Origin of the sequence: Dyadobacter psychrotolerans (assembly GCF_004349265.1) — a bacterium.
GTDB classification, from domain to species: Bacteria; Bacteroidota; Bacteroidia; order Cytophagales; family Spirosomataceae; genus Dyadobacter; species Dyadobacter psychrotolerans.
The window spans coordinates 564141-578289 of record NZ_SMFL01000004.1 but is presented as its reverse complement, the minus strand read 5'-3'; the positions used below and the strand labels follow the sequence as shown (position 1 = coordinate 578289).

7 protein-coding genes and 1 tRNA gene are annotated in these 14149 nt (G+C 42.2%); 2 read left to right on the top strand and 6 right to left on the bottom strand.

The window, feature by feature from the left end:
- Positions 1-42 precede the first annotated feature (42 nt).
- Positions 43-1602, top strand: a complete 1560-nt coding sequence (locus E0F88_RS14085) for a M12 family metallopeptidase (RefSeq protein WP_131958888.1) — start codon at positions 43-45, stop codon at positions 1600-1602.
- Positions 1603-1678: 76 nt separating this feature from the next.
- Here the strand turns inward: E0F88_RS14085 and E0F88_RS14080 are convergent, their stop codons facing one another.
- A complete protein-coding gene (locus tag E0F88_RS14080) occupies positions 1679-2104 on the bottom strand; it encodes a DUF1810 domain-containing protein (protein ID WP_131958887.1) in 426 nt (141 codons plus the stop codon).
- Positions 2105-2567: 463 nt separating this feature from the next.
- On the opposite strand from E0F88_RS14080, the gene E0F88_RS14075 reads away from it, so the two are divergent.
- Positions 2568-2640 (top strand) — tRNA-Lys (locus tag E0F88_RS14075).
- Positions 2641-3277: 637 nt separating this feature from the next.
- Here the strand turns inward: E0F88_RS14075 and E0F88_RS14070 are convergent.
- The 5 genes from E0F88_RS14070 to E0F88_RS14050 form a co-directional block, all read right to left on the bottom strand.
- A complete protein-coding gene (locus E0F88_RS14070; protein ID WP_131958886.1) occupies positions 3278-3691 on the bottom strand; it encodes an ester cyclase in 414 nt (137 codons plus the stop codon).
- 66 nt (positions 3692-3757) lie between these two features.
- Positions 3758-6253 (bottom strand): T9SS type A sorting domain-containing protein, encoded by a 2496-nt coding sequence (locus E0F88_RS14065; RefSeq protein ID WP_131958885.1) that lies wholly within the window; start codon positions 6251-6253, stop codon positions 3758-3760.
- 83 nt (positions 6254-6336) lie between these two features.
- On the bottom strand, positions 6337-7944 hold the full coding sequence (locus tag E0F88_RS14060; protein WP_131958884.1) for a BspA family leucine-rich repeat surface protein: 1608 nt from the start codon (positions 7942-7944) through the stop codon (positions 6337-6339).
- A 103-nt stretch (positions 7945-8047) separates the two neighbouring features.
- Positions 8048-12016 (bottom strand): hybrid sensor histidine kinase/response regulator transcription factor, encoded by a 3969-nt coding sequence (locus E0F88_RS14055; RefSeq protein ID WP_220466286.1) that lies wholly within the window; start codon positions 12014-12016, stop codon positions 8048-8050.
- 437 nt (positions 12017-12453) lie between these two features.
- Positions 12454-14148, bottom strand: a complete 1695-nt coding sequence (locus tag E0F88_RS14050) for an ATP-binding protein (protein WP_131958882.1) — start codon at positions 14146-14148, stop codon at positions 12454-12456.
- Between the last annotated feature and the right edge of the window lies 1 nt (position 14149).

Genomic DNA, 14149 nt, shown 5'->3' with positions numbered 1-14149 from the left:
CCGTCTGTTCTTGTCAAGATTAACTTTTAAATCACAGCAATCATGAAAAGGATTTATGTTTTAGCCAGAATAAGCTTTGTTTTATTAACCTCAATTTACCTGATTTCCTGCAAAAATATCGAAGACCAAAACGGCGAACCGGGTATTTCGCCAAACCTGTCAGATAACATCAAAACAGAAGAGGCTTACCCGGGCGATTATGGAATTTTAAAAAAAGGTAAGCTTTTTGGGCAAACAATCAGCTACTCGGAAGTATATGGCCGGGCAGTTTTTGAGGGAGATATTATTTTAACACCCGATCAGCTGGCAGGTGAAGCCTCTAAAGCCCGCGAAGCAGCAACAGGCACCAGTCTGTCGACAGAGCGCTGGACAAATAACACTGTTTACTACACCATCGACCGGGCACTTTCAAATAAGGATCTTGTTCAGCAGGCAATCACGCACGTACAAAACAATACCCCGCTGAAATTTGTACTAAGAACCACCCAGGCCAATTATGTAACTTTTACACCGGCCAGAGGTTTTTCTTCATCCGTTGGCATGATCGGCGGACAACAATTTATTGAGTTGGGAGGTGGCTTTACAGCAGGAAATGTACTTCATGAAATTGGCCATACCGTTGGACTTTTTCACGAGCATACCCGTACTGACCGCGATCAGTTCATTAACATTAATCTTGCAAATGTTGCGCCGGCAGCGCAGCATAACTTCCAGACTTACCAGGCAAAAGGGCTTGCTGGTTTCGATTTTGATGTGATGGATATAGGATCTGTTATGATGCTGGATCCTTACGCGTATTCGAATAATGGTAAGGCAACGATGACTCTGGCAAACGGAAAAATATTTGGTGTTCAAAGAGATCATTTATCTACCCAGGATATCCGGTGCATAACGGTAATGTATGCAAACCTGTATGTGACGTTGAACGACCGCCTTTATGCTGTAAATGCAAGCAACGGACTGAAAACAGAAATCGGAAGCGCGTGGGGTGGAACAGAGGCGGTTACTTCCGATGCAAACTTCATTTATGCAGTGAGGGTGGACAATATTTGGAAAACCAATAAATTTAACGGAAAAGTTACGGCCCTTGCACATGACTACAGCGGCACCAAACAAATGGCCATGTACAAAGGTGACCTCTATGTTATCAAAAATGGCAACTTATTGAGGATCAATACAACTACGGGTGTTTCAACCAACGTGGGCGGGCAAATCTGGCTTCCTGCAACTTCCATGAGTGCATGCTATGGATTCTTATATATAGTTAGCGGAGATGTTCTTTACAGAGTCACACCTGAAACCGGCGTTTACGTAGCTGTCGCCAGTGGATATCTGGGCGTAAAGGAGACGGCAGCAATAAATCAGACATTGTGGTTTCTAACCAAGACCTTTCTGTTCAAAATCTATCCGATGAATGGCTATTCTGCACAGGTTGACTACAATTCCTGGGCAAACAGCGCCCAGTTAACAGGATTTGACGGGAACATATACGTGATCAATGGTGATTATTTATATAGAGTGGATAACGAGGGATATCGTACCTATTTGTCTGCCGGCTGGAATGGTGCAAGTCACATCACCGCCAACGACAATATTCACTAAGAACCCACTTACGACCAAAAGCCGCCTGGGAAGCCCCCTGGCGGCCTTTTATCGTTAATCTAAGATCAGATATCACCTAATTTCGTATCAGTGCAATGGTTTTCTGGTCCGGCTTTCCGTTGAAATATTTATCCAGAACGGCCTGGAAAACAGGATCTGCATTTTCGACCAAACTAAACAGCGTCATACTGGACCGCAGTTTCAGATCATCCGGACTACCCATAATTTGAATTGCCGTCTTTCCCTGTATACCTAAAACTGCATTTGACACTTCTTTTAATCTGCCGCCCAAAACCGGATGCGACCAATAACTTTCAGCTTCAGTTTTGTTTTGAATAGCGTAAAATGCGGAGGTGCTGCTAAATCCTAATCCAGCAATCTGCGGAAAAATATACCATATCCAATGACTTTGCTTTCTGCCGTTTCTGATCTCTGCAAGCGCGGTATGGTAGTCGCGCTCCTGTGCTTTCAGAAATCGCTCTAAACTGTTCTCTGGTTTCATAATCAATTTTGGTGCTAAATGTCACTTAGCCGCTTCCCTCAATTATTATTCCATTACCGAAAAAGTCTTCGGTCGCTTGCTTGGTACCCTATTTAAGTGAGAAGAAATGTATATCGAACCAAGTCAACACAAGTATCCAGAAATTTTTTTCACTTCTTTTCAATATTTAAAATTCTAAAAAACAGCCAATTAAAGCCAAATGGACTAAAAGGAAGAAAAAAATATATGATATAAATTTGCATTGTACCACAATAATCCTACTTTTGCACCACGATAACAATGTGACAAACGAAGCACATCTTATCAAGTGTTCAGTTGGCTTCCTGATGACTACAACAATTTGTACTTCAAGTACAGTATTCGAGTAAAAAGATTCTCCCCGAATCCCACATCTGAAAATTGAATATTAGATATAAGGTTGAATAGTTTAACCGGTTTTAATCGGACATAGATAACGTATAATGATTCCGTAGCTCAGCTGGTAGAGCAATACACTTTTAATGTATGGGTCCTGGGTTCGAATCCCAGCGGGATCACTAAAAGCGCCTTTTGAGGCGTTTTTTTTGTTTATAATGATCTAATAATCAGTCATTTTTGTAAAAAGCAGTTCATTCTGAATCAAGGTATTCGGTTACCTATTCAGTTACAATTCGAAATCCCTAAATTAGGTAACAGATTTTCCGATAGAGACTTTTGTGAGCAGATGTTTCGGAAATCAATGTGTTGGCCCCGGCTCTGCCGGAGAAAACCATTTGACAACTTAAACAGTGTGAACAATGAAAAATAATCAGAAACTCTCAATCCTGTTTTGGCTAATTAAGGCCAAAGCTAATGAGATTGCAGGGCTCCAATCTACGCCAGAATCGCTATTGAAGGTGTTGATGAAGAAATTTCATTGGTCCGAAAAACTTCTTCTAATTTGTAGTACAACAAATTTAAACTTGTCACCGAAGCAAAAATCACTAACCAAAATATTGGCAAGCTAAAAAGGTGATCTGGAAAGTCATTTTATAAATGCGGACATAATCTCTTAGTACTGGTTATTAAAATTATGGAAAAAATAAACCGTACACGGACATCGCGACGGTTTATCTACTGGACTGGTCATTAAGAGCGTTGACTGCACAGTAGGCGGTATCCTGGATGATCAGCTCTTCCTCGCTTTTCCTCAACTTATGGCATCACACCCAATTGCTGCAAAAGTCCAACCGAATCCATGATCATCCGGCTTTCTGAAAATAATCCGTTCCTGACAACGTCGATTACTACACCCCAAACTTCCACTTTTTTGCCGGTTGCAGGTATTCCCATAAATTCCCCCTGGTGTGTTCCTGTCCAGGTAAACCGGGTTACCACCTTTTCCCCCTCGGCAATTTGTTCATCGATTGTCCAGATCATATCCGAAAATCCGGTAAACATCGAATTAAGTACAAATTTCAATCCTTCCCTACCTGGTCCCTGCCCGGGAAACGGCACTTCTTCAATAAAATCTTCGGAGACGAGCTCGTTGGCCGCATCTAAATTTTTCTTATTGATGACTTTCTCGATAAAGTCATTCATAAATTTCTTGTTTTCTTCCGGAGTCATGTCGGCAAGGTTTAGATATTAATTGTGATGTTAAAATGTAAAGTATATTATTCAAATTCGAACTGCTTACTGCTTCACAAACGAAATCGATTTTTCCCTGTTTTCGGAAATAACGGCTATGAAGTATAAGCCAGCCGGAAGACTAGAAACGTCAATTTTTTGATTGACTATTGTTACATTCATCACCAGTCTGCCAAGAATATCAAAGATTTTCACACCGGACTCTACACGTTCTATATGCAGTATTCCAGATGTAGGATTTGGATACATTTTTACCAGGTTTGCACTTTCTGTTTCTACATTAACAATCCGCGACAATTCTGCACTTCCGTCAAAATCCAACTGACGCAACCTGTAATAATTCATACCGGATAACGGGTTTTTATCTAAAAATGAATAAGTCCGATTTTCTGTTGTGGTTCCATGGCCATCCATAAATCCGATGTTTTCCCATTTTCCATCATCATGTTTGCGCTCAATGCCAAAACCTTGATTACTGGTTTCTGAGGTAGTTTGCCAATCAAGTTTTACATCTTCTGCCAGTTTTTTGGCTGTGAAGTATACCAGGGTTACGGGCAGTACATTTGAATATACAAGGCTTACTTCTCCTGCATTTGGTGTGTTGTATTTTACAGTCCAGTTCTCTGGCAAGCCTGTTACCGAATTAAAAGTACCGGATAATTTTGTAGCGTCTAAAATTGTAATTACATCTCCGTCAATAGGTATTGGAAGGTTGAAAGTAAGCGCCAAAGTACCGCCCAATGTCGCTATTCCATTTACTGCCACCTGGTCGTAATCCGTACCTGCAACACCTGTTCCATTAATTTCCATGGACAGGGTGCTATTGCTAAAATCTTCATTTCCATCAAAAGCCAATAACCCAGGCGAATTTCCTAGTGAAATGATTCCACCGTCATTAGTGAAATAAGCAGATCGAATTTTACCACTACCATGCAAAGTTCCGGTTGAACTGTTGCTGATTGTACCTGAGTATGAGTCTACCAAATAGGGCGCTGTTTCCATCGTTTTGAGAAAAAGCGATGCACGATTTGTAAAAGTGCCGGAACCATTATAAAGCGCTGCCTGGTTAGCATGATCAATATTGATTGTCCCGGAGTTATGATTGAATGTTCCCTCATTTTTTATTCCGTACCAGCTGGTGCCAGTGGTGAGACCGATGTTGAGAATGCCATTATTCGTTACTGTTCCTGCATTTGAAATACCAAAACCATTACCGACGTTAATCGTCAGTATGCCGGCATCAGATATGTTAAGGACACCTCCGCTTTCCACACTGACTGACTTTGCGACCGCGTTAGCTATATTTATGACGGGTTTATAATCCAGATATCTGTATACAATAGTCACGTCATCGCTTGCCGTAGGTACTGTATGGACATTCCAGTTAGACGGAGTATTCCAATCCGCGCTGGTGCATCCTTTCCATATTAGTCCATTGGTGGTGATCGCGCCAGGACCAATTCTAATATTAAAGTTGCCACCATTCAGGTTTTGTACCATACCCGTGTTGTAGTAGATGTTGCTATTACCGGTAGAATTTTCAATGATGGTGCCTGAGTTGTTGAACGTTCCCGTACTATTTATGATATTATCTGATGCAATGTTTAAATAGGCTGCACAGCCGTTATTTTCGAAAGTGGCAGAGTTAAGTATTCCATAACCGCTAATACTTCCTTCCGCCCCAATGCTGATAGCACCTTGATTGGTAATTATTCCAATGGTATAATTGGCTATTCCGTCGCCACTAGCCTGGTCGATAGACAAGATTGCGCCAACCTGGTTAAAAAAAGTGCCGGAAGGGCCTATGTTCAATAAACCAATGCCAACGTTAAGTTCATCGGAAAACCCTCCGATATTGATGCGGGCCTTATTAATGAAGGAAGCTTCATTGGAGATAGCAGCACTGGCAAAAATTGATTTCCCTGAACTTAATGTTCGATTAATGGAAATAGAGCCGCTTTCGTTTACAAAACTACCAAAATTAGCAATACCTGAACCGGTAGTACCCCCCCCCGTAGTTCCGATGTTACCAGTATTTCCGATACTTAAAGTGCCCTTATTGGTGAAAAGGCTCTCTGTTGTTCTCATCAAAATTCCATCACGGCCTGTATTATTAATGCTCAGTGTACCATTGTTTTCTATAGAACCTGAATTATCTATTCCCCAGGATACTGAACCAGAAACTGCCAGTTCCCCGCCAATGGTAATTTTAAGAAAGCCTCCATTTATCACTACACTTTTGGCAACAGCCTCAGATGTAATGACGGGTGAATATCTGTTTTGGGCTAAGGGATTTATTCTAACGTCATCGTCTATATCGGGAATACCATTTGACCAGTTGCGCGGTGTGTGCCAGTCATTACTGACGCCGCCAAACCATATCGTAAATGCAAATGAAGCAGGCGCAAACAAAAGCATATAGCTTATTACCAGTAAGTATACCTTGTTAAACCGTGAAAATGGTTTGAACCTAAATCTTTTTTTCTTTATAAAATTTGTTTCTTTTAGCTGATGATCAGCAGATAAGGTAGAGTGATCCATAATGATTTGAAAAGTTTGTGATTTGACTGGGTGCGTAGGTTAAAATAAAATTGTGGAATCAGGATTGGCAATAAATCCATAGATTACCTTTTGATATACTTTGCATTCCAGCCGTCATCCATTTTGATGATGTAAGTTCCGGCTGGAAGCTGGCCCACTGAGATTTGCTGTTTTTCTGCTTTTATCTCTGTTTGCAATACTTCCAGTCCTGATAAATTATACATTTTTAAATGACCTTCTGGTTTTCCGGAAATTGTGATGGAAGTGGTGGCAGGATTGGGATAAAGATCATGACTTGCCGGACCGGGAGTATTAATAGCCCTGATTCTGGAATAACCCGCAATGCCTGACAAATCAACATATTTCAGCCGGTAGTACGAGGTGCCTCCCAAAGGGTCCGAATCTGTTACAGAATAGTTTTTGGCAGAGGTTACGGTTCCCGCTCCTTTGATGCGGTTGACGACTTGCCAGTTAAGTGCATTTTCTGACCGCTCTATTTCAAAATAATCATTATCAGTTTCGTTGGCTGTGGCCCATTCCAGCTTTACTTTTCCGGCTTCCTGGTGCGCATCAAACCGGATCAGAGATACATCCAGCGCAGTGCAGGCGACCTGAGATCCTATTGTTATGTTCCAGCTTTTATTATCTCTCAGGATTTTTAATGCGGCGGCACCTTCGCTGCCATAGGTACGATCAGATGCACCAAAGGTGATGTTATTGGATGTATTAATGTCAGCCGCCCAGCCTTGTAAAGTTTGCGTCATGTTCATGCAATCCATTGCAGAACCGTCCAGCATGTCGGTCATATAAGTAACTTTTCTTATTTCCCAGCCACCAATGGGTTGGTTAAATGCGGAATTCCGGAGCATAAACGACATGTGTGTGACGTTGCTTACGTTCCAGTTTTCTAATGGCTGGTTAAAAGCTCTTGCGCCGTTAAACATTTCAACCATTGACGTTACCTTGCTTACATTCCAACTGCCGATAGGTTGATTAAAACTCGCTGCGGCACCAAACATGTTGTTCATACCAAAAACACTGCTTACGTCCCATTTTTCCAGAGGTTGGTTAAAACGGGATGCTCTTGAAAACATATCGGACATAACTCTTACATCACTTACGTCCCAATCCTGGATAGCGCTATTGAAGAGTGTTGATTGGAACATATTACTCATGTCCACTACGCGGGAAACATCCCACTGATTTATGTTTGGGACGTCAGTAAGTTTTAAGCATGACGCAAACATACTTGCCATAAAATATACATTTTGTAAATTGGGGATATCCGGAGCGGTAACAGTCAAATTTGCACAGCCACTGTAAGCACCAGCCATTGTGCTCCACTGGATTTCACCCCATTGTTTTACTTCAAGGATTTTGCTCTTGTCTCCGGTGTTTGAAAAGTTAATTCTGTCAAATGTGCCACTGCCTGGAATAATGCTCACCTGATAAATACCCGCAAAAGGAAAAGTAAGCAGGTATGACCCTGATCCAGTTGCTGTTCCATTATTTACAGCATTACCTACTTCCTCCCAGGCAATGCTGTAATTGGTGCCTGTTGCGGGAATTATAATTTGGTTATCGGCGCTTGCGCCGGGATTGTCTGTTTTCCAGACTGTGATGTATTGTGCCTTTGCGTGAAAAGCTGTTGCCAAAAACAGGATGGCGAATAAATTGAAAAACCTGTTCATAGGTTAAGATTCGGAAGTTTTGTAACGTGGATTCATGTTACAAAACTATCTTTCAGCCCCGCTGATCCCTATCAGTTTTGGGTCAAATCCTATCAAATTTGGGTCAAATGGCCTTTGAAATGTATTCTGAGGGGGTCATTCCATATTGTTCTCTGAAACACTGACTAAAATAGGACGGGCTGCTAAAGCCTGTCTTAAATGTTGTGGAAGTAATATCCAGCCCGAAGTCGAGATATTCGGTTGCCTTTTGAAGCCTGTATTGCCGGATCAGATCATTTGGGGACATGCCGAGCAGCGATTTTAATTTCCGGTTCAGTGTACTGCGGCTCATCAACGAAACTTTACAAAGATAATCAACGTCCAGGCTGGGATCGGTTAGGTTGTTTTCAATCACTTCATACAAGCGGGCCAGAAAAGTGTCGGTAACCACCGGTGGTTTTTCCCGAGGCGTAGTACTGAAGAGCCGGGTTCTTAACTGGGTTCTTACCCTTTGCTGTAAACGAAAGAGGTTGGATACCCGCAAATCCAGCTCAGCCATTTGAAATGGTTTAGTCATGTAGTCATCAGCGCCGGCCTGAAGTCCCTTCATGCGTGCATCATGCGCGGATTTTGAAGTCAATAGAATAAAACCGATATGGGCAGTTCTTGGGTCTGTCTTACACAATTCACACAGATCAAAGCCATCGCGCCCAGGCATCATCACATCGCTGACCACAATATCCGGAAGTTCTTCCAACATCAATTCCCACGCTTTAAGGCCATTTGAAGCAGAGATTACATGGTACGTATCATCCAAGCTGTTTGTAATGAACGAAAGCAGTTCCGTGTTGTCTTCAACAATCATAACCAGCGCCTGTTCCCGATCGTCCCGGGTCGCCTGCGTACTGTTAATTGAGATCTGCGGCGAATTTTCCTGTGTCGCAAGAACCTTTGATAATGGTACTTCAACTGTGAACTTACTATACGCGCCCATCTCGCTATCGACCCTTATCGAGCCGTTCATTAGATCCACAAGTTCTTTTACCAGTGAAAGGCCAATACCTGTTCCGCCAAAATTTCGTATAGCCGAGTCGTCTGCCTGATAAAACCTGTCAAATATTTTCAACTGTTGATCGGCCGTGATCCCAGGTCCATTGTCGGTCACTTCAAGCCTTACCATGTCATCCGTGGCGGGCGTAAGAAATAAGGAAATTTCACCATATATTGGCGTAAATTTCAATGCATTACTAACCAGGTTGGAGACAATCTTTCGCCATTTTTCATGATCAAACATGTAATGGCCTTGTATCAGATCAACCGAGATAATAAGCCGGATGTTTTTTGCCAGTGCTGCCGTCTCAAAAGCCTTCATGCAGTCTGATACAAAGAATGAAAGTTCGCCAGAGGAAAGATTTAACCGGATTTGCCCATTGTTCAGTTTGGAAAAATCCAGAAACTCGTTGCTCAGATGCAGCAACTGAGAGGAATTCCTGTGAATTGTTTGTAAAGTTTGTATAACCGTTTGAGATAATGAGACATCAGTCAGGAGTTTTTCCAGCGGGCTGATAATCAGTGTCAATGGTGTTCTGAATTCATGGGTGACATTGCTGAAAAAGCGGTCTTTCATTTCATCCATTTCTCTAAGCCTTAATGCTTCCCGCTTTCCAAAAGCCAAATTTTGTTCTGTCAGGATTCTTCGCTCTCTGAAAACGAAATACCAGCGGCCTAGCGCAAGTAAAATCAGCCCATAAACAATGTAAGCCCATAAAGTTGCCCAAAATGCAGGACGGATTGTTATGGCTATTTCTTTGATACCCGAACTCCAAAGTCCGTTATAGTCTGTTGCATTGATCTGTAACTTGTATGAGCCGGCAGGGAGTGAGGCGTAGGAGGCCACATTGCTCGTGCCGTTTTCAATCCACCCCGTATTCTTTGTGCCCTGCAGCCGGTAGCGGTACTTTGTTTTCTGAGGCTGATTAAAAAGCATTGCTGCAAATTCGAACCGGAGATAGTTTTTGTCATATGGCAGCTCAATGCTTGTCAGCGACGCCAATGGTTCACTGATGATACTGTTTCGTTCGGTATGCCCCTGCGGTTCATTATTGATCTGAAGATTTGTCAGTTGTATCGGAACGTTAATTTCCTGTTTTTGCTGGTTAAAATCCGCCGGATTAAAAATCGTATAACCTTCCGTTCCTCCAAAAGCAATACGTCCGTCGGCAAACCTGAATTTATGTGCCCTGTTGAATTCATTGCCTTGTAGCCCGTCAGGTTTTTCAAAACTGTTAATCGCTTTCGTTTTCGGATCAAATCTAAAAATCCCTTTATTGGTACTGCACCAAATCTTGCCGGTGTTATCGGGTACTATACAATAAATGGTGTTGTTGGGCAGGCCATCGTCAACGGTGTATACCTTCTGCAATCCTTTGGCCAGATCCCATAGAATAAGCCCGCCGCCTCGGGATCCGATCCAAAACTGATTTTTGTTAAAAGGATTAATACAGATTTCTGTAAGTTCTCTCGGCATAAATCCGGCATTGCCGGGCTGTTTACCCGCAAACTGGTTGATCCGCTTGTTGCCCCGGTATTGCAGTAACCCTTCTGCATAAGTAGAAAGCCAGAGGCTGCCGCCAAGATAATACGCATCGGCCAGTTCAGTTTTGTTCATGTGTGCCTTCCCAAACTGAACCGAATCAGGAACCGACTGGGGTGTTTTCCAATTATACCAATTGGCACTTCTCTGGTCAAAAACGCTGATTTGATTATCAGGTGTTATAACAAGAGCAGAGAAAATTCCCATCTTTATAGTTTGCCGGAATTTTGCTAAAGTCTTGCCGTCATAGCTGAAAATTTCATTGTCATTGTAAGGGTTTTTACATAAATAAAGTCTGTTTTTACTGTCACGGGCCTGCCGGAAATAGTACGCACCTACAGGATCAAGCCATTTGGCCGGAATCAAAGAGGGTGCAATGCCGGCCTTTTCAAGAACGTCGGCGACAAAACTGTGCTTATACCGGTAAGACTGGAACGGCATTGCATTCAAATCTATCCTGATAATGCCCTGGGCATTTATACTCAGCCAAAGCACATTCCCGGAGTCGACAAAGAATGCCGTAATGTTGGTATTAGGAGAAGCGGTATTTTGCCATACCAGTTCAGGCTTGTCTTCCTTATCGATGCGAAATACGCTTCCGCCATTTATAAAGTAAGCCTGCCCTCTTGCATCCAGGCAAAGCAATTTTTCCATTTCCCTGTAAACGCCTGGTCTTGCCGCAGGAATAGCTATGTTTTTGGTTGTTTTTCTTGCAAGATCCAGCATTACAAGGGTATCAGACTGATATACCAGCAGCCTGTTTTCTGATAGCAAAGCCACAGATCCTGCGTACAACCTATTCTCGATATAACGCGCCGGAGCAAGTTTTTTTACGTTGGTTTGGAAACGGATAAATTCAAAGCGGTTTTTTGATGTATTGCTTATCTGAACGCCATCCTCTGAAACCAGGAAAATCCTGCCGTTGATAGTTTGAAAAAATGCGCTGATTGTGTCCTTTTTAAGCAATCTGTTAGCCACATTTGCGTAATATGTCTTTCCGGTTTTACTATTTCTCCATCCGATTCCCTTTCCCGGATTCATGGAAAAAATCCAGTCAGTGCCATTGTAAATGTTACCCGAATTCATCACAAGAGGCTTCGCGTTTGGAATTTTGTAGAGTGAAGGCAAATGAGGGCTACGAGCTGACCGGAAAGTTCGCAGGTCAAAAGTGTCATAAAATGCTCCTTCGTAGATTAAGGTCACCTTGTTATTGGCCTGCGGAAACATCTTGTAGATTGCATTCCGGGACAGACTGGTCGGGTCACCTGGCCGGTTCCTGAAATTTTTGAAACTGCGTCCGTCATAGCGGCTGAGTCCATCCAGAGTAGCAATCCAGATAAATCCATCTTTATCCTGCGTAATGCCTGAGACGAAACTCTGTGGTAAACCATCTTCTATACCAAAACGATGCTGACTGGTAAACATCGGTTGCTGCGCAAAGGCTCCACAAACAAGGGTTAGAAAAAACGTGAGGGATGTTAATAAAAAAGGCGTTTTCAAGTAAAACTGATATGACTTTGTCACAAAATGATGCAGGAAGATTAATAACCGGCAAGGTAGCCCTTTCAATTATACCTACACCTATTTACACAGATGAAATGTGTACAGGGACATTTTTGGTAACTTACTACACATTGGTCAACTATCCAAATATCTGACTTGCCGGTAAGATGTATTCTTACAAATATCAGAATAAAAAAAACAGGTAACTCTTCGCATGCCAGCATGCTTATGTTTCTGAAATAGACAACAACGAAGATATGTAAAGCACGAACGAAGAGATGCAGTCGGTCAACTAAGAACTGGTGCCGTTATTACCTTCAATAACATTAGTGAATTAAAAAAATCCATCAAAAGCTTAACAAAAACGAATCATGATATGACCTGACTTAAACTATATCCATCCATAACAAACTATGGCAGCTGCTGAGTTTTTTTTACATACGTGGATTAGTCCAATTTACCAGTGTAGGTAAATAGGGTAATGTGAGGGTAAATACGGACCCTTTACCCTCTTCGCTGGTCACTGAAATTCGGCCGCCATGCAGTTCTACAATCTTTTTACAAATCGATAGGCCGATACCCGTTCCTGTGTATTGAGTTCGTGAATGAAGTCGCTGAAAAACCTCGAAAATCCTTTCGGCGAAACTTTCATCAAAGCCTATTCCGTTATCACACACATCTATGGAAAGCCAGTCGGATCCGGGAAGATTCAGACTGGCAACTTGCAAATGAGACAATGGTTGTGCATTAATATTGATTACAGGAACCAAACCCATTCCAGCAAATTTAACTGCATTACCGATCAGATTCTGAAATAGTTGCTGAAGCTGAATGGTGTTGCCCAACAGAACATATGAGCCATTCAGGTTAATACGGGCGTTAACCTCACGGATTGTAAATTCCAGATTCTCGCTGGCAACACTGACAATGTCAGACAATTCCGCGTGTTCATCAAGCTTTCTTTCGCCGGAGTCTATTCGGGAGTAAACCAAAAGATCTGTTACAAGAGCCTGCATACGATCCGCAGACCCTTTAATACGATCCAGCAAACCATTAGCCTCCGGCGGAATAGTCGACTTATAGCGATCCATGATCATGCTGGAAAGAAGAATAATCTTTCTGGTTGGCTCCTGTAAATCATGGGATGCCACATATGCATATCTTGCCAGCTCCTGATTGCTCCTGTTAAGTTCCTGTATTGTTTGATCCAGTTGCTTTTCATGCGCTTCCATAGCGATTTTGATCTGGATCAATTCCTGGTTATCCCGAAGGGTTTTTTCAACGACTTTCTGTGCATGAATGTTGACAATGAAACCAAACCATTGTATGTTTTCCTGTTTTAAGTCGTTACCCTGAGGAGTTAGGGACAACAAATGCCAAACAGTCGACCCATCCAGCGTGGTGAGCAAAACTTCCTGCTGAAATGCCTGTTTTAGTTCAAGCAATTGCCTGAGACTTTCAAAATCAACCTGAACATGGTGAACACTAAGCCAGTTCAGCCAATTGGTTTTGTTCAGACTTTGAAGATTTTTGCCTGTAAAATTTAAAAACCATTCATTGGCATAAAGCATTTGTCCATCCTCGGCCAGGATAAACATCATCAATGGTAATGAGTTTGTCAGCTGCTGATAACGATTTTCGCTTTGTAGAAGACTATCCGCCATTTGCTGAAGTTCAGCATTCTTCCTCTTGACTTCATCGTAAGGTGAAATAGGTTGCGAATTCTTAAACCTGTTTTTGCACTTATCTATAAAGCTGGTGTTGAACGCCACATTCCTGGGAAGTTCCAAATACATGCAGACCTCTGTGGATGAAACCACAAACTCATTAACTAACCGTTTTGCATATTGAAACTTCTCATTAGAAATATCAATATTATTTATAGAAGGACTGTAAATACTGGCGCAAATCGCAGACAGATTCATGGGTGCTTTACCTAGCGAGAGGCGTATGCTTGCATGAGCCTGGATTTCGATCATGAACCTGGCAATTTCTGACACGGCCGTTGCAAGGCTTGTTTGGGCAACCAATCCTAAACCACACATTTCAGCGAGTTGCATGGATCTTTTGTGCGCCAAAACAATATCCTGGTCATTTTCCAGATTGAAAACACTTATCTGATGCATCATG